The organism is Psychrobacter sp. CX90, from assembly GCF_057396305.2.
In genome coordinates this window covers 3044113-3071095 of record NZ_CM182008.1, presented here as the reverse complement: position 1 = coordinate 3071095, position 26983 = coordinate 3044113, and the positions used below count along the sequence as shown (strand labels likewise).

Here is a 26983-nt window from a genome sequence, read left to right as displayed (position 1 = left end):
CTATCGCACTTGTTTATAAAATGCTTCGCTATTTATAATTGAGTCGATTTTACTGTCCGTTTAATGGTTTTGAACACATTTATTAATATCAAGCGCTATGGATAACCATCCTGTAATAAAATCCTCTGAATTACTCATATCCTCTTGCTGTATACTGCTACGTATAGGCTTGAGTTTACTCAATACCCCTTTATTACTATCGGATTGTAATACAATACACATGTTTTGTTGTGGTCGCGTTTTCTTTAACCAACGAAATTGACTGGCCTTAGGTGGTAAGTGATGATCAGCGGTTAATGCGCCTACCATATCTAGATTCAAGGTTGCTTCGATATATTGAAAGGCATCATGATACGCCCAATAAGGTACTTTTTTTGATGGGGTATTAGACGATTGATGTACTTGCTGTACAGCGGCATCCATTTTGATGGCAAAAGTTCTCACATTTTTGGCATATATCTCTTTGTATTTTGGATTGGCTCGGCTATATATAGCACCTAACGCTCGAGTAATAGCTTTAGCATTGTCTGGATCTAACCAAATATGAGGATCTAGTGTCCCCTTGATTGGATGACCTTGAATATCTCGAAAAGGTAATTTTTTGAAACCTTTCAAATCAAACAAGGCAATTGTATTCGGACTTTTGGTAAACGGCTTAACCAAGTTGGTTTCTAAGTCTTTACCAAACCAAACCACATAGCGACTATCACTCACTGTTTTCATATCGCCAGGACTCAGGCTACCATGATGGCCTATATCTCCTGCATCAAGTAGCAGTTTCGCTGATGGTGCTCCTTTAGTTACCGCTTCACTCAGTAAAAAAAGCGGATAGTTACTCACTGCGACTTCTGTTTTGGCGCTAATATAACTGGGAACTTCTGCTAAACTAGTGGCCTTATGTGAGTTTGCACTAGCCAGTGATGGTAGAAGGCTAACTGTTAAACTTAGAACAGAAACAGAAAATCCCATTTTGATTTTTTTGGTCAAATTGATAAGTACTAGAGAAGAGTTGGTATACTGCTTTCTGCTTTTAAATTTTTTTTTATTTTTAAAGGTTAGTATTAACATCGTGGTCTCTTAATAAGTTGTGTGGTAAGTAAGATTTAAGATAGATTATTGAAAATACATCCTTCTCAATATACGAATGCTAGTCTGAGCGCTTAAATGACTTAGAGTAAAGATATGTTATAATATAACTTTTATTATTTTTAGCAAGCTTTATAGCTGTATTTTATGTTTATCTGCCTACCGATATAAAAAGTGTTACATATAATATTAATGACAGACGATTTGAATAGTGCACTGAGGTTAAATATGTCTAATGAATTACAGTTAAGTCTAAATGAGCACCAACATTCAGGTGGTACAGCTTATTGCACTCACTTATCTTGCGATCAATCAGATAATGATGACTTATTTCACTTACACGATGTTCATGCGCTAACCGAGCCCGCAATTGAAAATAGACTAAATAAAGCCGAACAACTGTGTCAAGCACAGGGAGCACGATTTACCCCCTTAAGGCAAAATGTTTATAAACTCATTTTACAATCAGATAAACCCATTGGCGCCTATGATCTTATTCAAAGCTTGCAGGCTAATCGTGAACAAGCAGAAGGCCACAAAGCCAAACTGGTTGCGCCTCCTACAATCTATAGGACACTCGATTTTTTGCTCAACCTTGGTTTTATACATCAGTTAACGTCAATAAATGCCTTTGTACCCTGTTGCCATCCTAGAGAACTACACAATGCAGTATTTTTGATGTGTAAAAACTGCCAACGGGTACAAGAATGTAGCAACCTCCCTGTCGGTGATATAGTAAGTTACGTCAATCAGGAAATTGGATTCCGAGTTGAGCAAAGTGTCATGGAGCTAAAAGGCATCTGTCAGCGCTGCTTACCCAATCCGAAAGTGTCTTTGGAGGCATAAAAATGACCGTCATTTCACTTCAAAATCCACCACAAGATGCAGGATCTGATACCAGCAGCTATGCTAGTCACACACTATTTAACTCTGAATCCACTTCAAATCCTCAAGCCACTCCAATAATGAGTCTACATTCTGTGGGCTTTTCGATTAATCAACACTTTAAAGCTAAACGCTTACGACCTAAGCACTGGCTTAATAGCGCGCGCTCCAATAAAGGCAGTATAGATTTAGCATCTAGTAAGATTGATAGTGATAGTGATAGTACTATGCATTTAACGTTGCAGCAGAGTAAAGACCTACTGACCAATATCAGTCTAGACATCCACCCTTATGAAAAAATGACTGTTATTGGACCAAATGGTGCTGGAAAGTCAACTTTAATGAAGCTGATGCTAGGTTTACTTACCCCAACTACAGGTAAGTTAACGCGCCATCCAGAGCTAACTATTGGCTATGTTCCACAAAAATTTTCGGTGCCAGCTATATTGCCACTTAGAGTTGAGGACTTATTGGCTCAAGTAAACATGAAGCTTACTAAGTCGCAACAAGCTTTGCTCTATGATAGTCTATCCATCCAGCCATTATTAAAACAGCAGGTTATACACCTGTCTGGTGGAGAGACTCAGCGTATTCTCCTTGCCCGCTCATTGCTTGGCAAACCGAATCTTCTGATATTGGACGAGCCAATGCAGGGGCTGGATCCTGAAAGTGAACGTTGGCTTTACGAATTCATTGACGATTTGCCTGACTTTTTGCAGTGCGCAATGGTAGTAGTATCCCATGATCTACATTGGGTAATGCGTGGTAGTAGACGGGTAATCTGCTTAAATAAGCATATCTGCTGCGAAGGGCAACCCAGCAAGCTTGAGGTATCAGAAGAATTCAAACTACTATTTGGGCGCCAGTATGCGCAACCTTATATCCATAAGCCACACGACTGCCAACATACGGTAACTTGTGATAGCTGATTTAATATCTCTTTTTTTATAAGATTTATCGTAGGATTTGTTAAATATGTTCGCTGAATGGCTAGAAATTATCGCACCTGCGTGGATTGCCGGTAGCTTATTGGCAGTATTATCAGCACCGCTAGGTTGCTTAGTGTTATGGCGTAGAATGGCTTTTTTTGCCGATGCCTTAGCACACGCCACCCTATTTGGCGTTGCATTGGCTGCATTGTGGCAACTGCCTTTTACTATTGGTATTATCCTTGTCAGTGTTTTGGTGGTAACAGGTTTAGTTTGGCTTGAAGATGACCGTTTACCTAGTGATGCTGTGCTCGCTGTCGTGTCTGTATTTATGCTATGTTTAGGGCTTTTGACTATGACACAATTGACTCAAATGCAAGCGAATGTGCTGGGGTATCTTTTTGGCAACTTGCTCGAGGTTGGGTGGGATGATTTATCTATACTCTTTCTTTGTGTAACGATTGGCATTGGCGGCTTGGTCTATGTTTGGCGGCCTCAAGTCATGTTAGCCACTCACCTTGAGCTTGCACAAGTTGCTGGGATTAATGCGACTCGTCAGCGCATATTTTTCATGAGTATATTGGCGGGATTTTGTGCTTTAGCTCTACAAGCCGTGGGGAGTCTTCTAATTAGTGGCCTATTAATTTTGCCGGCATTGACTGCCAGATTATTCGCCCACTCTCCCAAACAAATGGTTATTATATCGATCATACTTGCCCAACTTGCGGTTACCACTGGGGTTTGGGGAAGCGTTTTATTAGATATTCAAACCGGCCTAGCGATCGTTTTAGGGCTGGCTGTGGTATTTTTTCTTTCATTTATTGTGACGCGTGTGAATGCGTAGTTTATTAAGCCCTTAGCCTCTTAATCAATATGCATTTATAAAAAAACAAAACCATATTCAGATTTTATACAACGATTCAAAAGGGTCTTATTTGCGATCTCACGTTACAATTACAATAAGAAAGGTTGAAATAAATGAGCCAACTAGCCTCTCCTACCACAATTTATCCCCCTCATCATATTCCTAATAATGATAAATCAGTTAACGTATTACAGCTGACTGACCTACATTTATACCTAGATACAAATAAAAAAACTGCTGGAATAAATAATCAGCAGAGTTTTGACAACTGCTTACATCAAGCGCTTAACGACAACATTCGCTGTGACCTGATTTTACTAACTGGCGATTTAGTCAATGAAGTTAAGTCTGAAATTTATGACCGTATTTTTGACCAATTAGAGCAGACCGGCATACCTTTTGCATGTATTGCAGGTAATCACGACGTTACTGATGAATTAAATACTCACTTGGCGTATAAAAAGCATGAATACGTGGCTCATACTCGAGACCCTCGTTTGCTATCACGTCATATCATTAAAGCTAACAATTGGCACATACTCTTAGTAGACTCAAGTGTACCAGGGCATGTTTATGGCTACTTAGGTAAAGAAAACATTGAATGGTTACAACAAACCTTAGCGATAATTCATACGCCTGTCATAATTGCCATGCATCATCATGTGCTTCCGATGACATCCTCATGGATTAATCAGCACATTACCAAGGATGCTGATGACTTTTGGCAAGTTGTTACGATGTATTCAAATATCAAAGCTGTCATAACAGGCCATGTTCATCAAAAGTATGAGACAGATTATTGCAATACATGGGTGTATGCTACGCCATCAACCTGCTACCAATTCAAACCCAATTGTAATGACTTTACTTTAGATGTTAACGCTCAACCTGGCTATCGCTGGTTGCAGCTTGATCAAGAAGGTAAAATAAAAAGTTGGATTAGACGCTTGACTGCATAAGTAAAAATCAATAATAACTAACACTAAATACGTCTCTAAACCACTAAGCGAATGATGAAGACGACATTTAATTAAATAACCATAGCGCGTGTTTGAACATTCAGTCATAGTATTTACAGTGGCGATTTTAATGTTCATCACGACCTACCAGAACTGTTACTTAACATGTTTAAACATGTGTAATAGTGATAAAAATGCTTGTATCTACAAAAAATTGGTGTTATAAGAATCAATTATTTTTAGCGCCACCTACTTATAGGCATAGGAAGTTGTCATGAGTCAAACCACTACAAACGATCTAGTATTCACGCCTTACGAAGCCAAGCCAGACGAAGAATATATGTCTAATGCTCAGCTCAAGCACTTTGAAACTATGCTAAAAGCATGGAAACAACAGCTTGCAGGTGATGCTAATCGTACCAAAAACTACATTCAAGATGAGTCTACCTCGCTATCAGATATAAATGATAGGGCGACTCAAGAAGAGGAGTTTGCACTTGCTTTAAGAACACGTGATCGTGAGCGCAAACTGATTCGTAAAATTGACAAATCTTTGGCTGAAATCAGTAACGGCGATTATGGCTTTTGTCAAACCTGTGGAGTCGAAATTGGCTTGCGTCGCCTTGAAGCACGCCCAACAGCAACACAGTGTATTGACTGTAAAACACTGTCAGAAATGAAAGAGCGTCAAGCTTGGGGACATGCATAGTCACGTTTGCAACCTAACTATTGCCTATTAATGGCTATTGGCTTATTAAATGGTTTGTTAGCCAGTTCTATGTGTTTAGGTAATTGCGCAATCCTATATTGATTGGATTTGACCGATTGCATTTGCTTATATATGGGTGCTAATCTTATATATGGGCAATTACACAGGTTAATGCTACCATATAGTCAGCGAACTACTAAACGGTTACGGCGTTAACCTCGTTAAGCCTACTCCAGTAGTATTTGCACTCGGTTGCCTTGTAACCATTTTAGACTTCTATGACTATAGCTTTAATTAAGTTTGATGTAACGTTTTTTCCGCATTTTTTATTGCTCGCTTATCTTGTTTGTCATAGCCATATGCAAAAACATCTTACAGAGCAACCCTTTGCAGAGCCTAACCCAAGGCCCGCAGTGGGTCGCTTTGCGCCTTCTCCGACTGGAGAACTTCATCTTGGCTCTTTTACAACTGCTATTGCTAGCTACTGCCATATTAAATCGCTCAATGGGCGGTGGCTGCTGCGCATAGAAGATACCGACTATCAACGCTGCACCCGTCAATATAGCGACAACATTCTTTATGACTTGGAGAAGCTCGGTCTACATTGGGACTTGGAAGTAGTCTATCAGTCTCAGCGTAATGAGTTATACAATGACATGCTCAGCAATCAGCTAGACAAACGCATTTATGGCTGCACGTGCTCTCGTAAACAACTGCAAGGTCATGACATATACCCAAGATTTTGCTTACCCAAGTCAATCGATGAATATTCACATCATAGTACTCATGCTAAAGCTGTAACAGCCGACCTAAAGCCGTCATTAGAATCCTCAAAGGTTAGAGTGCAACTGCCCAACCACAGCATTGGATTTTTAGATCATCTCCAAGGGATGCAATGGGTAAATCCACAACGAACCTTGGGGGATGTGGTGTTGCGGCGGGCTGATGGTATTATTAATTATTTTTTAGCCGTGAGTGTGGATGATGGCTTGCAAGGTGTGACCCATGTCATGCGTGGGCTGGATATTTTACCCTTAACTACTGCCCAGATTGCACTGATGTCCTACTTAGACTTGCCTGCGGTGGAGCGATGGTATCACCTACCCTTGGTTGAAAACTCACAAGGTCAAAAACTATCTAAACAAAATCTTGCCAGCCCAATTGACACCAGTAGTATTGAAAAATGCCAACAGCTTATTCAATTAGCATTGACCCTACTCAAACAACCTAAAGTTGAGATAGGTGCACCTAGAGATATGCTCCAACAGGCTACGGCACAGTGGCAGAACGATCCGCTTAAAAACCAAACCTCACTGGGAAAAGTCTAGCGAACTGACTGTGTTGAGCGAATCAATGCGGATGCTATTTTATCCTAGTGTTCAATGCTTCAATGCTTCAATGCTTCAATGCTTCAATGCAGAACGGGTAGCGACTCGATAGTAAATCACTGGATAGCAATTAACTCAATAGTGACGGCACTGTGCAGCAGGAATTAAGGGGCTTTGCTTATGTATTTTTAGCAATAAACCCACCATTACTAAACAAACAAGCATTGATGACCCTCCATAGCTAAAGAACGGCATGGTTAGCCCTTTAGTTGGCATAATGCCCATATTCATACCTGCATTGATAATGCTCTGTCCAATAAAAATAATACCAAACCCAAATGCAGTGTAGCTCAAACGCATTTGACGCCTTTTTAAGGCTAAGTAGCTAATACGCATGGTGCTAGCAATAATCAGTGCTTCAAGTAGCAATACAGCAATCACACCAATAAAGCCCAGCTCTTCCCCTGTAATAGCCAATAAAAAGTCAGTGTGTGCTTCAGGTAGATGAGCCAGCTTTTGTACGCTTTCTCCATAGCCAACACCTGTTACCTGACCACGGCCAAAAGCTATCAGGCTGCGTGCAAGCTGATAATCTGATCCTTGAATGTCATTAAAAGGGTCTAAAAAAGAAGTCACTCGCGCAAAGCGGTATTCTTTAAACCAAATCGCCAGCGCAGATAGCCCTGCAACGACTGAGCCGAGTATCATAAATTGACCTTGCGGCGCTCCAGCAACATAAAACATAGCCAAAATTGTGCAGATAATAATTACCAGCGAGCCGAAATCTGGTTGTAGCAATAGCAAAGTAGTAATAAGAGAAACCACAATAAATATTCGTAAAAAACCATCCCAACTGTGGCGAACCTCATTGGCTCGGCGTACCACAAAATCCGCTGTAAACAATACCATAACTAGCTTTACTAACTCAGCAACTTGGAAGTTAAATGAGCCTATTTCAATCCAACGTTTTGCCCCATTAATTGGATCACCAAATACCAGCGTTAGGATTAACAACGCTACCGTTATCAACAAACCAAAGACTTGTAATAGCAACACGTAAAACCAGCTTAATTTAAAATAATAGGTTATGATTCCCGCTAAAATCCCAATACCAATATAAACCAATTGGTGCTGAAAAAAATACAGCTCGTCCATATCTTGACTAAAAGCGAATGGAATAGATGCTGACGTTACCATGACTAAGCTAAGCACTAATAAACAACCCACACTAGCCAGTAAAACCCCACCCGCTGATGGTAGTGAAAACACACCAGTGTTTTTATCTTTATGAGTCGGGTTCATCCTTGAAACGGGGCTTTTTGTAGAGGCAGGTGCGGTGGGGGTAACTTTAGCCATAAGGGTATCTACTGTGCTTAAAACGGTTTATTCACGTTGGTTTGAGTTTGGAGTTTAAAAGCTGAGCGTAAGCGTCCTTTTTGATGTCTCATTTAATAAGGCATCCTATCCAACGATGACGTTGATTAAAATCAGACGCTTATTTTAAGCTATTGATTATGGTTTCATTGCTTCAACGAGCTGACAAAAATGCTCGCCTCGCTTAGTATAGCTCGTATATTGATCAAAGCTAGCACAAGCTGGGGATAATAACACAGCAGCAACCTGCGACAAGCTACTCGCAATAATTTCTTGCGATTTATTTATTGCATTAGGCAATGTTTCACAAAAATGCATCTCAACGCTATTATCAATGTTGGCCTGCCTTAAATGCTCAGCAATAAGGTTAGCGTCTTGGCCAATTAACAAAACTTGGCTGACATAGTCATTAATAAGTGGGGCAAGCTCGCCAAACTTTTGATTTTTACCTTGGCCGCCCAATATGAGTAGCAGTTTCGTTTTACCATCAGACTGTGTACTATACCCTGATCCCAGCCCAGTAATGGCAGCCCTTGTAGACCCAATATTCGTCCCCTTTGAGTCATTGAAGTAATCAACGCCTTTAATGTTAGCAACATACTGGCAACGATGTTCTAAACCTGCAAAGCTTTTAAGGGTGTGTAGCATACTGTCTAAAGGAATGTGAACAAGCTCGCCAATCGCTACCGCAGCCAGCGCATTTAACAAATTATGTTTGCCTTTGATTTTTAATTCATCTGCATTAATGAGCTTTGCTGTTCCCTTTGCTAAATATAAACGTCCATTACCTTCGTCAATTAGGCCATATTGGCCGCTGTCAGGTGCATTTTGACCAATGCTAATTCGGGGTAGATTGTCAGCTACTAAAGGCCGTGTTAGTGCATCTTCACGATTAATCACGATGGACTTTGCGCCCTGAAAAATACGATGTTTGGCTTGGTGATAGCCGAGCATATCACCATGACGGTCTAAATGATCAGGCGACATATTAAGTACGGTTGCCACACTTGCACCAAGATCAGTAACCGTTTCTAACTGGAAACTTGACAGTTCTAAGACAGCAAGTTCCATGTTATTAGCAAGGCTCTCATCATCTAATAAGCTTAACGCAGGCGTGCCAATGTTACCGCCTACGCCTACATTAATACCCGCATCTTTTGCCATTAAACCCACCAAAGTCGTTACCGTGCTTTTTGCATTTGAACCGGTAATGGCAACAATAGGCGCTGGGCAAGCTGCTTTAAATAGTTGAATATCACTGACAACAGGGATACCAGCTCGTTTGGCTGCGGCAACTGCTGGCACGGTTAAAGGCACGCCTGGACTGATAATAATACGAGAGGCACTTAGGAGTAGTTCGCCATCTATAGCACCAAAAGAGCGAATCTCAACACTCTGCGGCAATTGTTTAGCCAACGTTGGGTTATCGCTAGCGTCCGTTACGGCGACTTTGAAGCCCCGCTTAGTTAAATATTTAACCGTTGCTAATCCCGATTGGCCCAATCCAATCACTACCTGCAGCCCTTCTCCTTTATGAATGAGTGAAGACAATTCTGCATCAACCGACTTATCTGATAACAGACTCTCAACGGTGGGGTCACTAAATGATGAATTACTTTGTAACGTGTTAACGGATTGCTCTATGCTCATGGTCTGTTTTGTGCCTTTATTTATTATGCTATGATGCACCCATTTTATGGCTATTCACTTATATTTAATAATGTTGCAATTTCCTAGAGCGTGTCCTAAATTCGTACAATTGCATTTAAATGGGCTAAAAATAGCTAAATCATGTCATACCACGTCAAATAACGGGAAAATATCTCGATATTTACCTATTATTTTCCTTGTCTGACTTCGATTTATCTTATTTTTATCTCCATTTTCAAAATGAGGACACGCCCTAATATGGGTATGTTATGCAGTATATTAACCATTGGGCTGACATTACCTTAATGAATTAGGTTAGCAGGTAAACTTAAAATATCTGAGAGTTTCATACATAGTTTGATAGTTTTATACATAAATATGTTGCCTTACAATTCTATCATGACCCAATTGTTAAATAACTTAATTTACAAATGATTGAGGCACACTCAGTTATTTTATTGATAAAGTGACATAGATATAGATAAAGTTGTATCAATAAAGCTGCATTTATATCCTTGTACTATACTACCCTAAATAAACAAACAACCTGAATAAGCTAAATAACCAAACAATCGTTTTAAATATATACGAACTGACCAACCAATAGTTGACCTGACAATATGATCTTTCCTTCTATAGATACCGTGCGAGATGAGTGGTTTTCTAATGTGCGTGGCGACGTACTTTCTGGACTTGTGGTTGCACTGGCTTTAATACCTGAAGCAATTGCATTTTCTATCATTGCGGGTGTTGATCCTAAAGTGGGGCTATACGCCTCATTTTGTATTGCTGTCGTTATTAGTTTTGTCGGCGGCCGCCCAGGCATGATATCGGCAGCCACTGGGGCCATGGCTTTAGTGATGGTCACACTCGTGGCAGATCATGGGCTTGAATACCTACTTGCTGCCACGTTATTGTGTGGTGTCATACAGTTTATTATGGGCGCATTTAAACTTGGTAACCTGATGCGCTTCGTTTCCCGCTCTGTCGTCATTGGGTTTGTGAACGCCCTTGCTATTTTAATTTTTATGGCGCAGCTTCCAGAGCTTGTTCCCGCATTAAACCCAGCTGCTGGCGATCGAATCGGTATGCCTGTCTATATTATGACGGCTGCTGGTCTTGGGATTATCTACGGTTTTCCCCTACTCCCCAAAATTGGTAAACTAATACCCTCTCCTTTAATTTGTATTGTGGGTTTAACGGCTATAGCGATGTATCTCGGCTTAGATATCCGTAACGTAGGAGACATGGGCGACCTACCCGACACGCTGCCCATGTTTTTGATACCGGATATTCCCTTAAACCTTAATACTTTACTAATTATTGCGCCCTATTCAATGGCGCTTGCGATAGTGGGCTTACTTGAATCCATGATGACAGCAACCATCGTTGATGATCTAACCGATACCAGTAGTGATAAAAATAGAGAATGTCGTGGTCAAGGTGTGGCAAACGTAGTTTCAGGCTTCTTTGGTGGCATGGCTGGCTGTGCTATGATTGGTCAATCAATCATCAATGTGAAATCTGGCGGTCGTACACGCTTATCCACTTTTATCGCTGGCGCGGTACTGCTCATCTTAGTCGTTTTCTTGAGTGAGTGGGTCAGTAAAATTCCAATGGCAGCCTTAGTGGCGGTTATGATTATGGTCTCTATTGGTACATTTAACTGGGAATCGTTGCGAGAGTTTAAAACACATCCTATGTCGTTTAATGTCGTTATGTTAGCCACAGTCCTTACAACCGTATTTACCCATAACTTAGCCTACGGTGTGTTGGTAGGTGTGCTGTTGTCTGCCTTGTTCTTTGCTAATAAAATTGGCCAGTTTCTTACCGTATTTAGTGAGTATGATGAGCCGAGTAATACGCGCTATTATTATGTACAAGGTCAAGTATTTTTTACCTCAACAACCCAGTTCTTAGAGAGCTTTGATACTAAAGAAGCGTTAGATAAAGTAGAGATTGATGTCAGTCATGCTCATTTCTGGGATGTCACTGCGGTTGATACACTCGATAAAATGGTCATGCGCTTTCAGCGTGAAGGGGTTGAAGTAAAAGTCGTGGGGCTTAACGAGGCGAGCCGAACTCTTATTGATCGCTTTTCAGTACATGACCGCCGAGATATTGGTTTACTTGATTAAGTGTTACTGAATCTTTGGCAGGATTATCCCACCAATATATGGCTCAACCTTTTATAGCTCAATACAGCCCATAAACATCGAATAGTTTAAAAAACATACAATCCTACTTTTATGGTTAAAGAGCAGGATTTTTTAATGTACTTGATTAAAATGTCTATTGCCTTTATAACTAAACAAGTACATTTTATAGTACCAACTTAAACCTTAGTTTTTGCCAGTTGTATCACTGGTTTAAACTGCTGCTTTACGTCAGTCCATTTATCAACCTATTCCTTTGGGTAATTTTCATGAGCAACTTACGTCCTGATAGTGTCATTGCTTGTTTAGACGCGCCGACACATATACAAGCTGTACTAAATGCCAGTATATGGGCAGCAAAAATGTTGCAAGCACCTTTAGGGATGCTCTACGCTTCTCCTCAAAGAGCACGTGCCACTGCAATCGACTACTCAGGATGTCTTGTAGGCGACGATGACGTACACATGATGAATCAATTTACCCTTGAGGAGAAAGACAGTAATGGCAAATTAAACAATCAAGGCCGTGCCTTACTCAAGCAAGCAAATGAGTATTGCCAGCAAAAAAAAGGGCGATATGATCAGCCCATATACACCTTGCATCGTCACGCAACAGTTGCAGCAAGCCTTGACTATGTTGACAAAGATGCACAGCTGGTTGTCATTGGTCATCAAGTAACCTGTAAAAATACGTTAGCTCAGCTCATACGCATGAGCGACTGCCCTGTATTAGTTACCCATACCTCTTTTACCACCCCCAAAACTGCTCTATTTGCTTTTGATAATCGACCAACTTGTCATGCCCTACTTGATTGGTTATGTGACAATGCACTGGTTCGTAACATGACTGTACATGTGGTCATGGTTGGCGACGAGAATGAAACCAATAAAGACGCTGTGCGAGAAGCTTATGCTCGCCTAAAACAAGCGGGTATTAAATGTAAAAAAGCACTCGTTAATAGCCGTGACATTACCGCGGCCTTAATGTATTACCAAGAAGAACATCAGCTTGACTTACTCATGACTGGCGCATTTGGCGAGTCGCGTTTGCGTGAGCTATTACGAGGCAGCGATACCCGTGAATTGCTAAAAGCCAGTAGCACACCATATTTACTTTACCCTCGTATGTAGTAGCGCTTGTCTGTATAAATTGCTATAAATGAAGACATGTGCTAATTCGCCCTTAATATTTTTATTAATAAATTCGATTAATACTACTGACAATTTTGTTGATGTCTATCATTTTCGTTTATCCCAATCAGACTCTTTCACAAATTGCTAACTAACCCTTAACCTCCAACCCTTAAACTTCGCTATAATAATCTCACTATAAATGGTGTTTATCTGGCGCGATGTATGCTTTTATGGTGCATCGCAATTTTTACTTGCACTACTTTGATGCAAATCTCACTTAAAAAATGTCTTCCCCCTTCGTTTTTTAAATGGCACGATTCTTGAATCAAAGTAATAACGATATTGAATACGACAGATATATTAAAAGAATATTTCTTAAACCGATATCGAAACTAATATTAAGGAGCTCCCTATGAAGCTGATTACTGCTATTTTAAAGCCTTTCAAACTAGACGATGTCCGTGAAGCGTTATCTGAAATTGGCGTGAAAGGTGTGACCGTTACTGAGGTTAAAGGTTTTGGTCGTCAAAAGGGTCATACAGAACTGTATCGAGGTGCAGAGTATGTGGTTGATTTTTTACCCAAAGTTAAAATTGAAGCGGCGGTCACGGATGAGATGGTAGAACCTGCTATTGAAGCCATTACTCGCATCGCCAGTACAGGTAAAATCGGTGACGGTAAAATCTTTATCTCCCCGCTAGAACAAGTGATTCGTATTCGTACCGGTGAGACTGGTCCTGACGCTATTTAAATTAAATATTGAACCTAAGCGTGTCGTCACTTAAGTGCTCAAAAAATCTTACGTACCATACGTTCATGGACTCATAACAATATCTCATTACTATTGATTGTATTCCAAGGGGGAATCATCGTGGAAAATCAGTTAAATTATATTTTTGAACTTCAGTATGCCATAGATACTTTTTATTTCTTAATATGTGGTGCACTGGTCATGTGGATGGCAGCCGGTTTTGCCATGTTAGAGGCGGGTCTTGTTCGCTCTAAAAACACCACTGAAATTTTAACTAAAAATATTGGACTATTTGCCATCGCTTGTACCATGTATTTGGTTTGTGGCTACCACTTTATGTACGGCGGTGGTTTCTTCTTAAGTGGCATTGCAGGTGGCGAAACTTTAGTTGCCGATGCGCTAGCTTCCTCAGCTGAAAACGGTTTCGGTGGTGACTCTGTCTATTCAGCAGCCTCTGACTTTTTCTTCCAAGTAGTGTTCGTCGCAACCTGTATGTCTATCGTATCGGGTGCCGTCGCTGAACGTATGAAGCTTTGGGCATTCTTTGCCTTTGCTGTTGTGATGACTGGTTTTATCTATCCTATGGAAGGAAGTTGGACATGGGGCGGCAACCCAGTACCGTTTATTGGCGAGTTAAACTTTAGCGATTTCGCAGGCTCTGGCATTGTTCATATGGCTGGTGCTGCTGCTGCATTAGCGGGCGTATTACTCCTTGGGGCTCGTAAAGGAAAATATGGTAAAAATGGTGAAATTCGTGCCATTCCAGGAGCGAACTTACCTCTTGCTGCCTTGGGTACCCTTATTTTGTGGATGGGTTGGTTTGGCTTTAACGGTGGTTCCGTATTGAAGCTTGGCGATATCGCTAGTGCCAATGCTGTTGCTATGGTGTTCCTAAACACCAATGCCGCAGCTGCTGGAGGTGCGATTGGTGCCCTAGTTCTTGCACGCCTCGTCTTTGGTAAAGCAGATTTAACCATGCTATTAAATGGTGCTTTAGCCGGCCTCGTTGCCATTACCGCAGGACCAGATACCCCAACACCATTATTAGCTACTGTGTTTGGGCTTATTGCTGGCTTAATTGTCGTTTGTTCAATCATATCTTTAGATAAACTAAAAATTGATGATCCAGTAGGTGCGATATCCGTTCATGGTGTGGTCGGTCTATTTGGTCTATTAATTGTACCAATTACAAATTCTGATGCGACTTTTTTAGGACAACTTGGTGGTGCAGCCGTTATATTTGTCTGGGTATTCGTAACCAGTCTAATTGTTTGGGGTATTATCAAAGCAGTGATGGGCATTAGAATCTCAGAAGAAGAAGAATACGAAGGTGGGGATTTATCAGAATGTGGCCAAGAAGCCTATCCTGAATTTGTCAACTAATCAGGTGTCTTGGTAAACTCGTTTCTAAACCTTAACTCACGACTATAAAAGGAGCCACTCAGGCTCCTTTTTATAGTCAAATTATAGGCAAAGAACTTTAAAATCAATTCAAGCCAACCAAGTGAAAGTACGACCATTTTAGGCTAAGCACGGTTTATACCGTAGCTATTTATAAGTTTACCAACTATGTTATGAGTGTTACCTCTAAGCATTTACCCACTGAATAATTCTATCTTCTAGCTCTTCTTCAGCCACACCAACTTCACTCACACACCGCCCAGCCACCCCGACTCCAGCGTCGCGCATGCCTTGTTTTGTTTGCTCAATATTGCCAGTTATCAATAAATGCCAATTTGGCAGGCTTTCTCCTATATATAAGCGCTTGTAGGCGCAGTTGCTCGGTAGCCACATCATGTTACCTACATTCTCAGGCGTCAATGACACACAGCTAGGTACAAACTGGTGACGGTTTACATAGTTTGAGCAATACCCTGTATTACAATCCAGCAGGCGGCAAGCCACATTGGTATAAGCCACATCAGATGGCTCTTCATCAACATCTAAGAATTTTTCTAGGCAACAAGCGCCGCACCCATCACACAATGCTTCCCATTCAGCCTCGGTCAGCTCATTCAAAGCATACTGTTGCCAAAAATTTGGACGTAACTGTTTTGCAGGTAACTCATTCGTAAATGTATTGGTGTTCACAGTGCTGCATTCCATAGTTTAAATTTAAGTTAACTCTCATAACCCAATTGCATTGTTTTCATTGACGTTCTCACTCTATGAAATTCTCATTCCATACGTACTCATAACATTTTGCAATCGAATTTATCATTTAACTTTGCTATGTTATAAATAGCTATGTTATGACTCTTATTTAAATAAAGAGTCAATATAGTCGCTCTAATATAATTTCACTACAATAAGGTAACCAAGTACAGATAAGAGCTGGCTTGGAGAAGCAGGACAAAAAACTAGGTTAACTGCGTCGTGAATTTATAGAAAGACGACGATATATAGATCGTTGCTTGCATAAAGTCACATTTAAGTGCGGTATAGTCGCATTTAAAGGCTGTATAGAAAATCACGTAAATAAATAGCACTTAAATAAATCACACTTACTAAAACATTATAACGCTAAAGGAAAAATTATGAGTATAAAAACATACGAAATTACCTCAACTACCTCTGACGGTATGGAACTAATTAGCTACATTGCTTTGCCTGAAGGTGCTGATGAGCACAATCCAGCGCCAGGTATTTTAGTCGCACCAGAATGGTGGGGCGTTGTTGAATACCCACGCGAGGTCACTGAACGTTTGGCTAAAGCTGGCTTTGCAGCGATAACGATGGACGTCTATGGCGAAGGAAAGCTCACTGCTGATGCAGCTCAAGCCAACGAGTGGATGAGCCAAATGCTCGAAGATCAAGACATGCTGATGTCACGCTGTGAGCTTATTTTAAATGACTTTGGCGATCAAATGGAAGTTGACCGTGATCGCTTAGGGGTAGTGGGTTTTTGTTTTGGCGGCAAAATAGCTTTAGATATGGCCCGTGTGGGTATGCCAATCAAAGCAGTGGCTAGTTTCCACGGTAACCCAGCTCCTATATATCCCGCTGAAAAAGGTAAGTTTAAAGCAGACGTGTTAGTGGCGCATGGTAAAGACGACAGTATGGTTTCTATGGAGGCTATTGATAACTTAAAGGCAGAGCTAGACAATGCCGATGTGACCTACACTGTCGATATCTATGATAACGCGAAACATGGCTTTAGTAACCCTGAAGCAGATAAACGAGCAGCAGACAACGGCATAGACTTAGGGTATAACGAAGCCGCTGCCAAACAAAGCTGGAACAAAATGATTAAGTTTATGCGTGAGAAGTTGAAATAATCTATTTTTATTTTAGGTTATATCTTTTTAATTTAAAATTTTACCCTATGATTAAAACGCACAAAAATGTGCGTTTTTTTATTTAAAGCCTATTACTCAACATAGCAATCGTCAAATTTGGTAGAGCTATTTATGCCAAATTCCTTTAATTGCCTCCCACTGCTGGGTAATAAATGAGTCGTTTTTCGTCATTTCATCTCGCATCTTTTGCTCATCATTTTTAGTTTTGACAGGTGGTAAAATATGCTCATAGTAAGTGCCTGTCAATAACTTGCGTAATATACCTTCACCAATAAAGCCTTTGCCATCATTTAAAGTATTGGCAGCACGTAATAAATGGCGAATATCATACTGTGAAGGGTCAATATCAGGCACTTGTTTTTTGACATCAAGTAGCTCATACACTGCTACACGTCCTGTACGCACCGAGCTTTCTACAGTAAATACCACATCATTATGCGTTTCAACAAACTGACCCACCAATCCTAAGTTTGTGCATCCTTGCGGTACAATTTCAGGACGGTCACCCTGTGCACGTGGCATAAACTGCGAAGTAATATAGGGCATATAAGCGGTTCTAACAATGGTATTTGCCAGCACATCATCTAACTCATCAATGACACCTAAGTGATAGCAAAGTTCGGTTAAAATCTCATTCCCTGTACAGGCAGGCATGACTTTTTTAACGTAGTTACCCTCTGTATCCATTAATAAGCTATATACCCAAAGCACCACGGTATCTTTCGGCTGGTTGGGGAAATGTGGCTGACGATTACAGGTAAAGCTCATTACCCAATTAGAATCGGTAAAGGTAATAATACCACCAGTGGCAGTTTTACCTGAATATGGGTCGTTTACCGAAACGGTTTTCAACTTCTCAACCAATGCCGAAGGCTTACAGGTCAAGGTTGCAGACATCCACGCAGACTCATCCACATTACCGTTGAACTTAGCAGGATTACCAAATACTTTTGATTTTTTAGCCAAATTATTCCAAAGTGTCCAACCCGCTGATTGCCCCATATTATCAGGCGTAAAGTCTAAGGTTGGCGCTGTATTGCCATCGCCGTAGCGTGTATCTTCAGTCATCGAGCCAGTTGTGACAATCACAAAGTCCTTATCAGTAATTTGTATGGTCGAAGTTTCCCTTGCTGTGTCGTCATCTGCTTTTTCACTGTCAGCTTTTTGACTATCCATTTTCTGAATAACAATCGCCTTTACCGTTTTATTTGAGGTATAGTCGTCAGCACTGTCAAACTCAATCTCTAGATCAGTCACTAAGGTGTTGTACTCAAACTTCACGCCTTGTTTTTGCAAATAATTACGTAATGGCGCAATAAAACCATCATATTGGTTGTATTTAGGGAACACCAAAGCTGACATATCATGCAAACCGTCTAAATCATGTAAAAAACGGTGCATATATAATTTACATTCCAGCAAGCTGTGCCAGTTTTCAAACGCAAACATGGTACGCCAAAATGCCCAAAAGTTACTGCTTAAAAAGCTTTCACTGAAATAGTCGCAAACCCTCACATTATCCAGTTCTTCTTTACGTTTTAATAACAAACGAATTAGCGCAAGCTGGTCTTTTTTACTTAAACCAAATTGGCTAAAATCTTTTACCTTACCCTGATTATGCATTAGACGAGCGATAGAATAGTTTGGATCATCATCATTCACGAGTCGGTATTCATCAAGAATACTATAAGGCTCTGGCATTTCTACCGCAGGGATATCTTGGAATATGTCCCAAAAATTCTCATAGGTAAACTCCATCTCACGACCACCACGAATAATGTAACCCTGCTCGCTATTACCAGAACCATCCATTGAGCCACCAGAAACATCAAGTTGCTCTAAAAAAGTGATGTTTTCAGCGGGTACTTTACCATCTCGGATAAAATAATAAGCACTTGATAGCCCTGCAATACCGCCACCAACGATATAAACGTTGCTGTCTTTATATGCCTCATTTGGTCTGCCTATATTGCGTTGATAGTTGCCAATTTTATCGGCAAAAGGTAACGTCTTTTCGGGAGAATTATGTAAATAAGTGCTATTAGCATCTGGCTGGTGGGGGAATTTCTTATCAGTGGTTTTATTATTACTGTTCATGTGCTTATCCTCTTGTTGGTAATAGTACTAGGGTACAAATTTCAGTGGCAATAAAAATAATACCCACTAATAGCGGAATACACCAAAATCTGACAGAATGATTGACACCCCCAAAAATAATTGTGCTCATAGTAAAACGCCTTAACCTTTATGATATTAAAAAGTTTTGACTACACCCTAAATTGAGCAGATTTATTGTTTATCGCTTATTAAGCACTCATGGTTCTATGGTGCTTGTCGTAAAAATCGACATCACATAATTCACATGCTGCTCAATGCATTCATCTGAATAGGGATCTCTGCCTGATAACCTTGCAAATTGAGGAGCAAATGTAAAAATAGAGGTTGCTGCCCCAATCAACAAATAACGTATATGTAGGCTATCTCCTTGTGGCATCACACCAAGCTTTTGCGCCTGACGGATGATATCCAATTCTTCATCATAAGTAGAGCGTAAGAGGTTATCCGCCACCCAATTTAATAACTCTGAATCACCTTGATTAGCTTGTATCAAAAAACGATATATCTCTGGATAATTGGCACAAAACTTAATAAAGTCTTTTAACAACTCCCGTATCATTACCACAGGCTCTATGCCTTGTAACGCCTCACGCCGTCCAAAGCTCTGCTTTGTATATATTTCGAACGACTGCTCTGCAACTACTTTCCAAAGCTCCTCTTTAGAACCAAAATGATGCGCAATGAGGGTATGATTTACGCCTGCTCTATTGGCTATAGCTCTGGTTGAAACGCCATCAAATCCTGCCGACCCAAATTCCAAAAGTGCAGCTTTTAAAATCTTTCGCTTAGTCTGTATGGCACGTTGTTGTTTGGCACGTTGCTCTGGTTTTTTTTGTAAAGTGTTAATCATATCTACAACCTTTATATTGAACTACTGGTTAATTTAATGCAACTATATTTAACAAATGTAATATTTAATTTTGTAAATATTTCTTTCTCATATCTATATCACATTATAGACAGGTTAATAACAATTCATAGATCCTCAATGCCCCATTGTTTTATCACCTTCTATTTATAAGCATATAAGTTTACATACTAATACTTGCAAATAAGCATCAAAGAAAATAAGAACCAAAAGCACTGCCATAAAAATCCACAGATAAGGTAAACTAGAGCCAATACTACCGATTACAACTTAAGCGAAACGAAAGGCCAATTTAGTAATGACCCAATATAATATCAATCAGCCCAATAGCATTCAGTGGTTCCCTGGGCACATGAACAAAGCGCGTAACGAAATCAAAGAAATCATGCCCGATATGGATGTGGTCATCGAGGTAATCGACGCACGCATCCCATTTAGTAGCGAAAACCCTATGGTCGCTAGCTTATATAAAGATAAGATACGAGGTGACAAACCCGTTATCAAAATACTAAACAAAGCCGATCTTGCTGACCCTAACGTAACACAGGCGTGGATTGCTGACTTAGAAAAAACCGAAGGTACCAAAGCCATTGCCTGCGATGAAAATAAATCTTCTGACGTTAAACGTATCATTCAGATTTGCAAACAGCTCATGCCTAACAAAGCCGGCACAGGCAGGCAAATCAAAGTATTGATTATGGGCATACCGAACGTCGGAAAATCCACGCTTATCAATAGCCTAGCAGGACGCAGTATCGCCAGAACAGGTGACGAGCCAGCGGTTACCAAGTCACAGCAACTGATTAAAATTGATGACGACATCATGCTCTACGACACCCCCGGTATGCTATGGCCCAAGATTGAGAATCCCAATTCTGGCTTTCGCCTTGCTGCCACTGGTGGCATTAAAGACACTGCTTTTGACTTTTCGGATGTGGCGAGTTATACCGCTGAATATTTGATTCAAGCGTACCCAAACCTGTTAAAAGAACGTTATAAAATAGAAGATTTACCGCAAACCGACTGGGAATTCTTCGAAGTGGCGGGTCGTAATAGAGGGTTGCTCAAAAAAGGCGGTGTGGTGGATACTTACCGTATGTCTGAGATTTTGGTTAATGAATTACGCAGTGGCACATTGGGTCGCATTACCTTGGAAACCCCTGCCATGCGGGAAGAAGAAGACAAACTGGTAGAGCGGATACGAGAAGAAGCTGAGCTGAAAAGATTGGCTAAGATTGAAGAGAAAAAGCTTCGTCGTAAGCGTGCTAAGAAGAATCGCAAGTAGGTTTTTGAGTTAAAACATTTGCAACGAATGCTGAGGCTTTAATCTACTGTTTATTAGAACTTAGTAGCTATTCCTGCTATACGCTTGTATCTGCCAGCCTAGGCGAGGCAGTGACACGATTTGAGTCATTACTGTTGCCTCGATACTACCTCAAAATCTAGCCCCTGCAACTCGCCCAGACCAGCAGGATACCGCTCCTATCAGGGCTAGCGGTAATATTGTGTTCTTGCTAGTACTTAGCGTGATTTGAATGTTCTAATATAAAACGTTAGTTGCCCACACTATCACTTTTAAAAACTAATCAGTAATCGTTACAAATAGCATATCTATATTCTGAGGCTATTTCTTCAACTGTTCCCTTATCTTACTCAGTTCCTCAACTAAGGGATCTTTATATCCTTCACTAAACTCGAATACTCTTAAATCGATTTTGATTTTCTCAGTAATTTTTCTAACACTCGTTTCATATTGAGCAATAATCTCAAACTGCAAAGGCAGCAAATTTTCAGATTCACCAAAAATACGGAATCCTTGAGCTAAAGCAAATAATAATTCCTGATCAGGAGCGAAACTGTCAATTTCAGAATCAAAAACTGGGAAATTTTTCAAATTCTTATTTATATCATCAAACTGATAGAAGTCTTTATCAAGGGTAAGCTTTAAATTTCTAGCAGATGTTTTACCCGTATTCTTGATTCTTAAGTATATAATAGGAGTATTCGGACGAACAAAAGGCTCTATAACTATATATGGACGAGACATGGCTTCATTTTGTTCTTTCAAAATGTCTACTGTAGCTTTATTACTTTTAGAAATTTTATAAGTTAAATATGCATAAATAATGGTAGTCACGACTAAGACTAGTGTTAGGAAAAAATTATAGTCCATATATTACCTTTTAATATTACTTATATTGATAAGGGGTACGTGAATTATGACTTATTTCAATTCCTAAAAGTATATTTGATTTAGTTATATAGTTCAGTCTTTGACTACATTCGGTAATAGAAATCCCTTTTTAAAACCCTCATATAAAACGCTATACTAACTAATACAATGCCTTATCCTATGACCCAGCCAACCGCTAACCCAAAAACTAAAACTGAAACCCAAACTGAAACCCATTCCGAAACTCAAACCTTTAACCACACTACCTCCGAACTCGACAGCTTTGCTCCCCGTATTCTTAACTGGTTCGATAAAAACGGTCGCCATGACCTACCGTGGCAACAGCACAAAACCGACAAACCAAACCCTTATATCGTTTGGTTATCAGAAGTGATGCTACAGCAAACCCAAGTCACGACTGTTATTCCCTACTTTGAGCGGTTTATGACCTCATTTCCAACGGTGCAGGACTTAGCCAATGCCGAATGGGATGTCATTGCCGAACATTGGGCAGGTATGGGTTACTACGCCCGTGCTCGCAACTTGCACAAAGGGGCCAAGCAACTGGCCGAGATTATTAAAAAGACAGGTGAGTATCCAACAACCCTAGAGGGTTGGGAAGCTATCTCTGGCGTCGGCCCATCTACAGCAGGCGCTATCGTAGCAATGGGACTGCATGGCTACGGGGTGATTTGTGATGGTAACGTCAAACGAGTGATGACTCGCTGGGCAGGTAATGATGGCGATATCATGAAGTCGGCTACTACCAAGGAGTTGTGGGCATTGGCAGAGCGATTGACACCCACAGAGGATAGTGGACACTTTGCACAAGCCATGATGGATATGGGAGCGACCTTATGTACGCGTCGCAACCCTAATTGTGAATTGTGTCCTATTAACGAGGATTGCATCGCCCATGCTCAAGGTCGTGAAATGGACTATCCAGTAAAAGCCAAAAAGAAACCCAAACCGAGCAAATTTAGCAATGCGTTGGTTATTATCAATCCTAAAAACGAAATACTTTGGCTACAACGTCCTGATAGTGGTATTTGGGGCGGATTATGGGTATTGCCGTTGCAGTTTGATAAAAAGACACTTGGAAAAAATGTGGTTTCCACCTCGGATGAAGACAGTGCTTTTGAAAGTGAAAACACGCTTGCAGAACAAGTGGTTGATAAATGGATAGCAGATAATAGCTTAAATCCCATCTCAATTAGTGATGGGTTATTAGACGACTCCCCTATTAAACATACTTTGACCCATTTTCATTGGTATTTACAACCTAAACAGCTTATTTTGGATAACAAACAATCGAGAGCGTTAACACAGCACCTTGAAAAAGCGGATATTAACTTGGTTTGGTTGTCAGCAGATGAGGCAAAAGCAACGCTGGGATTACCGAAGGCGATGCTGAAGGTCTTGGAAGTAGTTGGTTAAGACTTTTTTTAGGTCAATTACAGCTTGATTAAAGGTCGATTGAATACGGAGAATAATATGCACATCGCTATCCTAACGATAACTTTATCCCTACCCGGATGTGGGTCATTGAAAGAAAAGCGTACTCGGGTGGGTGGACTACATCAGCGCTTTGGTAAAAATCCTGCTATTGCCGTCTGCGAAAGTGGCGAGCGTGACCGACATGACGCCAGTGAATGGACGTTTGTGGTTGTGCAAACCTCTAAACGTGAGGTTGAATCGTTATGCGCTCAAATTGAAGACAAGATACAAAGCATTGTTGATGGCCGGATTATGAATATTGAGAAGGAATTTATTTAAGCTAATTGCAGTGAGTCTCAAATATAAATTCAAAAGGTCATTTATGGATAAGCCTAAAAAAATTAAAGACAACCCATCAATTTCTAAGATATCAAATCAAATTGAGTCATTTGATGCCATTACAAAGCTATCTCCAATCATAAAGAAAATCCTTCCAAAAACAGAACCACTGTTTAAGCAGTTTAATGAGATTTAGAAACAAGCTAAAATATTTGACATACCAGACAATTTTAATGAACGCTTTGCAGATTTGGGATGGTTAGCCTATGAGTCAATGAATATAGATATTATGGAAAAAGCTATTAAAATATTTGATTTAGATGGCAAACATACTGCTGAACAATTTCTTACTGATTATGTTGAAAACGATAAAGAAAGAAAACTCATAGACAATTGGCGACCTCGTGCAACGTTTGATATTTCCTATCTACCCAGTAAGAGAATAGCTAAAGAATTACCTAAAGATACACCAGAGAGAGCAGTCTCAGAGTTTACTGAAAACTATATATAATTAAAACTACTATTCATAGTGTCACGGTCATAATCTAGCAGATAATGATTAAACATATTAAAAAAGCGTCGTTTTAGCTCAAAATTCTCTCCAATAATATCCATGCCTCTATCATCATATGGATGAGCTAAAACGGCTAATTTAAGGTTAAAAAAATAAATTTTTGCGTTAACTTTTGGATGAATATTAAAGTCACTGGCGATAGCTGACCATAATAATTTAAAAACTTCAGTACGACTAACAGGAATAATAATAAATGTTCTGAAATAATCTGTCTCTGGAAAGTCCTCGTCTTTTGGGCATTTTTCTTGCCATATTTCACATGAGTGCTTGTCAATCTCAATATCTAATTCTTTTAATTGTTTAAAAACTGATAAATTTGCCAATAATCCTGTTTTACCATAGAAACTAATACAAGCATATACCTCATCTTGCTCATTAAATAAGGCATCTAATATCTCAATACCTTTAGACAATGCTTGATGAAACTGCTCGATAAATGAACCGCCAGTTGACAACTCAAAACGCAACGATTTTTCATATAAATAAAACAAGCCATGTCTAAAAGCTTTCTTACCAAACTCTTTATAGACTTGATTTCTAATGGTAAATGAGCTTTTTAACATATAAATCCTAAATTGTTTATACCACCTTTGTACGTAGCATCCCCGAGCAATAAATCTTTCCTGGTTTGGGCATTTGACCTTTGTCGGTAAGTGTTAGCCAGCTTTCAAGTAACCGTTGCGACTGCTTTATGCCTAAATCGGTTAGGGGAATGGTTTTATTAGGCATAGATTCTACGCCAGTATTAGCCATACTTCGCACATGATGAGAGATAAAAATAGATTTCATTAGGTAATTCGCTGTCAATCTATTATTGCATTTAAAAATAACGTAAGAACGTTGTTGTATTATCGACTTTATGTGTATTTGTTGATACAGTGCTTTTACCAACTTTTTTATAGGCAATATGTGCTTATTATACCGCCTCAGAATTAAAACCAAGACAATGTGAGACTTCTGTTTATGTTAAAGAAAATTAGTTTATTTATTGCGCCTGCACTGGTGTTTGTAGGCTGTGCTCAGGCTCCAGTACAACAAAAACCAGTACAAACAAAACCTACGCCAGTGATTGTGGTAAAACCGCAGCCGCCAAAAGTAACCCCACCTAAGCCCCAGCCTGTCCCTAATGCCACTTATGACAGCTTCTCCGAATGGAAATCAGACTTTACCAAACGTGCCATCGCTGAGGGCCATAATGCTTATGATGTGCAACGTTTGATGGATACGGTTAGCTTAAACAGTCAAGCCATTTCACTGGACTCTCGCCAGCCAGAGTTTGCAAAAATGCCGTGGGACTATGCTGACTCGGCTGTATCCAGCGGCCGGGTTAGGACTGGTAAGAACAAGTTTGCTGAGCAGCGCAGCTTATTGACTAGGCTTGAGTCACAATATGGGGTCGACGCCGAAATTATTGCGGCCATTTGGGGTATGGAGTCCTCTTATGGCGCGGTAACGGGCAGCAGCTATATCCCAAGCTCACTTGCCAGCTTAGCCTATGATGGCCGCCGCCGTGGGTTTGCTGAAGACCAATTGCTATCCTTACTGACGTTGCTACAACGTGGTGATGTATACCCTTCCCAATTAAACGGCTCATGGGCGGGCGGTATGGGACAAACTCAGTTTATCCCTGCCACTTGGCTAACCGAAGGTGTGGATGGCAATGGCGATGGGCACCGTAGTCCTTGGACAACTGAGGATGCACTCAGCTCAACAGCCAATTATTTAAGCAACTCTGGTTGGGTGCGGGGGCTTGAGCCTTTTTATGAAGTTACCTTGCCGCCATCACTAGATTTTTCTTATGTGAATACGAAACAACCTGCGGCACAGTGGCGTGCAATGGGAGTAACGCCTATCAATGGTATACACATAGATGATAGCACACCGCTTGAGCTATGGTTACCAGCGGGTAAAGACGGCCCTGCTTTACTGCTAAGCCCTAACTTTGATGTGATTAAGGTGTATAACAACTCGTCAAACTATGCGTTGGGGGTAAGCTTATTGGGTCGTGCTATTTCGGGTCAAGGGGGTATTCAAAAATCTTGGCCACGCTATGAACAGCCTCTATCTACCGTACAAGTTAAAACCTTACAGCAACGCTTGACCAGTGCAGGGTACAATACCAATGGTATTGATGGTATTTTGGGATCAAACACCCGTAGAGCGTTTGCACGTTGGCAAGCTGATAACGGGCAAACGCCTGATGGTTTTATCACTCAACGTAGTGCCTCGTCATTGGTGTGGTGAAAGCTCAGTTTTGTTTATGCACTTGATCGATTAACACCGATGTCGCACCCTAAGTAATCCTATTAGTAATAGTAATAAAACTAGGGCTTGCGACCACAAACTTATC

27 protein-coding genes are annotated in these 26983 nt (G+C 40.4%); 17 read left to right on the top strand and 10 right to left on the bottom strand.

What is annotated here, in order from left to right; translation table 11 throughout:
• Positions 1 to 60: 60 nt before the first annotated feature.
• Positions 61 to 1068 (bottom strand): metal ABC transporter solute-binding protein, Zn/Mn family, encoded by a 1008-nt coding sequence (locus AC2SLN_RS12280; protein WP_486549825.1) that lies wholly within the window; start codon positions 1066 to 1068, stop codon positions 61 to 63.
• Between the two features lie 246 nt (positions 1069 to 1314).
• Here AC2SLN_RS12280 and AC2SLN_RS12275 point away from each other — a divergent pair, with 246 nt between their 5' ends.
• The 6 genes from AC2SLN_RS12275 to gluQRS all read left to right on the top strand — a co-directional run bounded on the left by AC2SLN_RS12275 (position 1315) and on the right by gluQRS (position 6761).
• Entirely contained in the window at positions 1315 to 1932 is a 618-nt protein-coding gene (locus tag AC2SLN_RS12275) for a transcriptional repressor (RefSeq protein WP_486549826.1), read from the top strand.
• 266 nt (positions 1933 to 2198) lie between these two features.
• A complete protein-coding gene (locus AC2SLN_RS12270; protein WP_486530617.1) occupies positions 2199 to 2900 on the top strand; it encodes a metal ABC transporter ATP-binding protein in 702 nt (233 codons plus the stop codon).
• Positions 2901 to 2946: 46 nt separating this feature from the next.
• A complete protein-coding gene (locus tag AC2SLN_RS12265; RefSeq protein ID WP_486549828.1) occupies positions 2947 to 3744 on the top strand; it encodes a metal ABC transporter permease in 798 nt (265 codons plus the stop codon).
• A gap of 134 nt (positions 3745 to 3878) precedes the next feature.
• Entirely contained in the window at positions 3879 to 4724 is an 846-nt protein-coding gene (locus AC2SLN_RS12260) for a metallophosphoesterase (protein WP_486530557.1), read from the top strand.
• Between the two features lie 274 nt (positions 4725 to 4998).
• Complete coding sequence (gene dksA, locus AC2SLN_RS12255) at positions 4999 to 5433, top strand: RNA polymerase-binding protein DksA (RefSeq protein WP_486530558.1); 435 nt, start codon at positions 4999 to 5001, stop codon at positions 5431 to 5433.
• A 359-nt stretch (positions 5434 to 5792) separates the two neighbouring features.
• Positions 5793 to 6761: a tRNA glutamyl-Q(34) synthetase GluQRS gene (gluQRS, locus tag AC2SLN_RS12250; RefSeq protein WP_486549911.1), complete on the top strand. Its 969-nt coding sequence runs from the start codon at positions 5793 to 5795 to the stop codon at positions 6759 to 6761.
• 135 nt (positions 6762 to 6896) lie between these two features.
• On the opposite strand, the gene ftsW is transcribed toward gluQRS, so the two are convergent.
• Both ftsW and murD read right to left on the bottom strand, forming a co-directional pair.
• Positions 6897 to 8063 (bottom strand): putative lipid II flippase FtsW, encoded by a 1167-nt coding sequence (ftsW, locus tag AC2SLN_RS12245; RefSeq protein WP_486549912.1) that lies wholly within the window; start codon positions 8061 to 8063, stop codon positions 6897 to 6899.
• A gap of 210 nt (positions 8064 to 8273) precedes the next feature.
• Positions 8274 to 9785, bottom strand: coding sequence for a UDP-N-acetylmuramoyl-L-alanine--D-glutamate ligase (gene murD / locus AC2SLN_RS12240; RefSeq protein ID WP_486530560.1), 1512 nt, complete (start codon positions 9783 to 9785; stop codon positions 8274 to 8276).
• 620 nt (positions 9786 to 10405) lie between these two features.
• Between murD and AC2SLN_RS12235 the strand changes: the two genes are divergently transcribed.
• The 4 genes from AC2SLN_RS12235 to amtB all read left to right on the top strand — a co-directional run bounded on the left by AC2SLN_RS12235 (position 10406) and on the right by amtB (position 15208).
• Positions 10406 to 11923 carry a SulP family inorganic anion transporter gene (locus AC2SLN_RS12235; RefSeq protein WP_486549829.1) on the top strand — a complete coding sequence of 506 codons (1518 nt, stop codon included), beginning with the start codon at positions 10406 to 10408 and terminating at the stop codon, positions 11921 to 11923.
• A 287-nt stretch (positions 11924 to 12210) separates the two neighbouring features.
• Positions 12211 to 13071, top strand: a complete 861-nt coding sequence (locus AC2SLN_RS12230) for a universal stress protein (RefSeq protein WP_486549831.1) — start codon at positions 12211 to 12213, stop codon at positions 13069 to 13071.
• A gap of 415 nt (positions 13072 to 13486) precedes the next feature.
• Positions 13487 to 13825 (top strand): P-II family nitrogen regulator, encoded by a 339-nt coding sequence (locus AC2SLN_RS12225; protein WP_486530563.1) that lies wholly within the window; start codon positions 13487 to 13489, stop codon positions 13823 to 13825.
• 120 nt (positions 13826 to 13945) lie between these two features.
• Complete coding sequence (gene amtB, locus AC2SLN_RS12220) at positions 13946 to 15208, top strand: ammonium transporter AmtB (RefSeq protein ID WP_486530564.1); 1263 nt, start codon at positions 13946 to 13948, stop codon at positions 15206 to 15208.
• A 204-nt stretch (positions 15209 to 15412) separates the two neighbouring features.
• Here amtB and AC2SLN_RS12215 read toward each other — a convergent pair whose 3' ends face one another.
• Positions 15413 to 15916: a YcgN family cysteine cluster protein gene (locus tag AC2SLN_RS12215; protein ID WP_486549833.1), complete on the bottom strand. Its 504-nt coding sequence runs from the start codon at positions 15914 to 15916 to the stop codon at positions 15413 to 15415.
• 446 nt (positions 15917 to 16362) lie between these two features.
• Between AC2SLN_RS12215 and AC2SLN_RS12210 the strand changes: the two genes are divergently transcribed.
• Positions 16363 to 17103, top strand: coding sequence for a dienelactone hydrolase family protein (locus AC2SLN_RS12210; RefSeq protein WP_486549835.1), 741 nt, complete (start codon positions 16363 to 16365; stop codon positions 17101 to 17103).
• Positions 17104 to 17229: 126 nt separating this feature from the next.
• Here AC2SLN_RS12210 and AC2SLN_RS12205 read toward each other — a convergent pair whose 3' ends face one another.
• From AC2SLN_RS12205 to AC2SLN_RS12195, 3 genes are all read right to left on the bottom strand, one after another.
• Positions 17230 to 19221, bottom strand: coding sequence for an oleate hydratase (locus AC2SLN_RS12205; RefSeq protein ID WP_486549837.1), 1992 nt, complete (start codon positions 19219 to 19221; stop codon positions 17230 to 17232).
• A gap of 4 nt (positions 19222 to 19225) precedes the next feature.
• Entirely contained in the window at positions 19226 to 19351 is a 126-nt protein-coding gene (locus AC2SLN_RS12200) for a hypothetical protein (RefSeq protein WP_486549839.1), read from the bottom strand.
• Between the two features lie 87 nt (positions 19352 to 19438).
• Positions 19439 to 20092 (bottom strand): TetR family transcriptional regulator, encoded by a 654-nt coding sequence (locus AC2SLN_RS12195; RefSeq protein WP_495057339.1) that lies wholly within the window; start codon positions 20090 to 20092, stop codon positions 19439 to 19441.
• A gap of 316 nt (positions 20093 to 20408) precedes the next feature.
• On the opposite strand from AC2SLN_RS12195, the gene ylqF reads away from it, so the two are divergent.
• On the top strand, positions 20409 to 21395 hold the full coding sequence (ylqF, locus tag AC2SLN_RS12190; RefSeq protein ID WP_486549842.1) for a ribosome biogenesis GTPase YlqF: 987 nt from the start codon (positions 20409 to 20411) through the stop codon (positions 21393 to 21395).
• Positions 21396 to 21734: 339 nt separating this feature from the next.
• Here ylqF and AC2SLN_RS12185 read toward each other — a convergent pair whose 3' ends face one another.
• A complete protein-coding gene (locus AC2SLN_RS12185) occupies positions 21735 to 22283 on the bottom strand; it encodes a DUF8453 domain-containing protein (protein WP_486549843.1) in 549 nt (182 codons plus the stop codon).
• Between the two features lie 180 nt (positions 22284 to 22463).
• Between AC2SLN_RS12185 and mutY the strand changes: the two genes are divergently transcribed.
• From mutY to AC2SLN_RS12165, 4 genes are all read left to right on the top strand, one after another.
• Positions 22464 to 23720 carry an A/G-specific adenine glycosylase gene (gene mutY, locus AC2SLN_RS12180; protein WP_486549845.1) on the top strand — a complete coding sequence of 419 codons (1257 nt, stop codon included), beginning with the start codon at positions 22464 to 22466 and terminating at the stop codon, positions 23718 to 23720.
• 57 nt (positions 23721 to 23777) lie between these two features.
• Positions 23778 to 24059 (top strand): DUF503 domain-containing protein, encoded by a 282-nt coding sequence (locus AC2SLN_RS12175; RefSeq protein WP_486549846.1) that lies wholly within the window; start codon positions 23778 to 23780, stop codon positions 24057 to 24059.
• Between the two features lie 43 nt (positions 24060 to 24102).
• The gene (locus AC2SLN_RS12170) at positions 24103 to 24255 is read left to right on the top strand and encodes a hypothetical protein (RefSeq protein ID WP_486549848.1); all 153 of its coding nucleotides are present in this window, start codon (positions 24103 to 24105) and stop codon (positions 24253 to 24255) included.
• 93 nt (positions 24256 to 24348) lie between these two features.
• Positions 24349 to 24570 (top strand): hypothetical protein, encoded by a 222-nt coding sequence (locus tag AC2SLN_RS12165; protein WP_495057338.1) that lies wholly within the window; start codon positions 24349 to 24351, stop codon positions 24568 to 24570.
• Here the strand turns inward: AC2SLN_RS12165 and AC2SLN_RS12160 are convergent.
• Positions 24561 to 25196, bottom strand: a complete 636-nt coding sequence (locus tag AC2SLN_RS12160) for a DUF3885 domain-containing protein (RefSeq protein ID WP_486549852.1) — start codon at positions 25194 to 25196, stop codon at positions 24561 to 24563. The genes AC2SLN_RS12165 and AC2SLN_RS12160 overlap by 10 nt on opposite strands.
• A 16-nt stretch (positions 25197 to 25212) precedes the next feature.
• A complete protein-coding gene (locus AC2SLN_RS12155) occupies positions 25213 to 25422 on the bottom strand; it encodes a histidine phosphatase family protein (RefSeq protein WP_486549854.1) in 210 nt (69 codons plus the stop codon).
• A 174-nt stretch (positions 25423 to 25596) separates the two neighbouring features.
• Here AC2SLN_RS12155 and AC2SLN_RS12150 point away from each other — a divergent pair, with 174 nt between their 5' ends.
• Positions 25597 to 26877, top strand: a complete 1281-nt coding sequence (locus AC2SLN_RS12150; protein ID WP_486549855.1) for a lytic murein transglycosylase — start codon at positions 25597 to 25599, stop codon at positions 26875 to 26877.
• The last annotated feature ends 106 nt before the right edge of the window (positions 26878 to 26983 follow it).

Excerpts from the sequence above, each read along its gene's own strand:
- AC2SLN_RS12280 (WP_486549825.1), bottom strand. The coding sequence starts at position 1,068 with ATGTTAATACTAACCTTTAAAAATAAAAAAAAATTTAAAAGCAGAAAG.
- AC2SLN_RS12275 (WP_486549826.1), top strand. The coding sequence starts at position 1,315 with ATGTCTAATGAATTACAGTTAAGTCTAAATGAGCACCAACATTCAGGT.
- AC2SLN_RS12270 (WP_486530617.1), top strand. The coding sequence starts at position 2,199 with ATGCATTTAACGTTGCAGCAGAGTAAAGACCTACTGACCAATATCAGT.
- AC2SLN_RS12265 (WP_486549828.1), top strand. The coding sequence starts at position 2,947 with ATGTTCGCTGAATGGCTAGAAATTATCGCACCTGCGTGGATTGCCGGT.
- AC2SLN_RS12260 (WP_486530557.1), top strand. The coding sequence starts at position 3,879 with ATGAGCCAACTAGCCTCTCCTACCACAATTTATCCCCCTCATCATATT.
- dksA (WP_486530558.1), top strand. The coding sequence starts at position 4,999 with ATGAGTCAAACCACTACAAACGATCTAGTATTCACGCCTTACGAAGCC.
- gluQRS (WP_486549911.1), top strand. The coding sequence starts at position 5,793 with ATGCAAAAACATCTTACAGAGCAACCCTTTGCAGAGCCTAACCCAAGG.
- ftsW (WP_486549912.1), bottom strand. The coding sequence starts at position 8,063 with ATGAACCCGACTCATAAAGATAAAAACACTGGTGTGTTTTCACTACCA.
- murD (WP_486530560.1), bottom strand. The coding sequence starts at position 9,785 with ATGAGCATAGAGCAATCCGTTAACACGTTACAAAGTAATTCATCATTT.
- AC2SLN_RS12235 (WP_486549829.1), top strand. The coding sequence starts at position 10,406 with ATGATCTTTCCTTCTATAGATACCGTGCGAGATGAGTGGTTTTCTAAT.
- AC2SLN_RS12230 (WP_486549831.1), top strand. The coding sequence starts at position 12,211 with ATGAGCAACTTACGTCCTGATAGTGTCATTGCTTGTTTAGACGCGCCG.
- AC2SLN_RS12225 (WP_486530563.1), top strand. The coding sequence starts at position 13,487 with ATGAAGCTGATTACTGCTATTTTAAAGCCTTTCAAACTAGACGATGTC.
- AC2SLN_RS12210 (WP_486549835.1), top strand. The coding sequence starts at position 16,363 with ATGAGTATAAAAACATACGAAATTACCTCAACTACCTCTGACGGTATG.
- AC2SLN_RS12205 (WP_486549837.1), bottom strand. The coding sequence starts at position 19,221 with ATGAACAGTAATAATAAAACCACTGATAAGAAATTCCCCCACCAGCCA.
- AC2SLN_RS12200 (WP_486549839.1), bottom strand. The coding sequence starts at position 19,351 with ATGAGCACAATTATTTTTGGGGGTGTCAATCATTCTGTCAGATTTTGG.
- AC2SLN_RS12195 (WP_495057339.1), bottom strand. The coding sequence starts at position 20,092 with ATGATTAACACTTTACAAAAAAAACCAGAGCAACGTGCCAAACAACAA.
- ylqF (WP_486549842.1), top strand. The coding sequence starts at position 20,409 with ATGACCCAATATAATATCAATCAGCCCAATAGCATTCAGTGGTTCCCT.
- AC2SLN_RS12185 (WP_486549843.1), bottom strand. The coding sequence starts at position 22,283 with ATGGACTATAATTTTTTCCTAACACTAGTCTTAGTCGTGACTACCATT.
- mutY (WP_486549845.1), top strand. The coding sequence starts at position 22,464 with ATGACCCAGCCAACCGCTAACCCAAAAACTAAAACTGAAACCCAAACT.
- AC2SLN_RS12175 (WP_486549846.1), top strand. The coding sequence starts at position 23,778 with ATGCACATCGCTATCCTAACGATAACTTTATCCCTACCCGGATGTGGG.
- AC2SLN_RS12170 (WP_486549848.1), top strand. The coding sequence starts at position 24,103 with ATGGATAAGCCTAAAAAAATTAAAGACAACCCATCAATTTCTAAGATA.
- AC2SLN_RS12165 (WP_495057338.1), top strand. The coding sequence starts at position 24,349 with ATGGAAAAAGCTATTAAAATATTTGATTTAGATGGCAAACATACTGCT.
- AC2SLN_RS12160 (WP_486549852.1), bottom strand. The coding sequence starts at position 25,196 with ATGTTAAAAAGCTCATTTACCATTAGAAATCAAGTCTATAAAGAGTTT.
- AC2SLN_RS12155 (WP_486549854.1), bottom strand. The coding sequence starts at position 25,422 with ATGAAATCTATTTTTATCTCTCATCATGTGCGAAGTATGGCTAATACT.
- AC2SLN_RS12150 (WP_486549855.1), top strand. The coding sequence starts at position 25,597 with ATGTTAAAGAAAATTAGTTTATTTATTGCGCCTGCACTGGTGTTTGTA.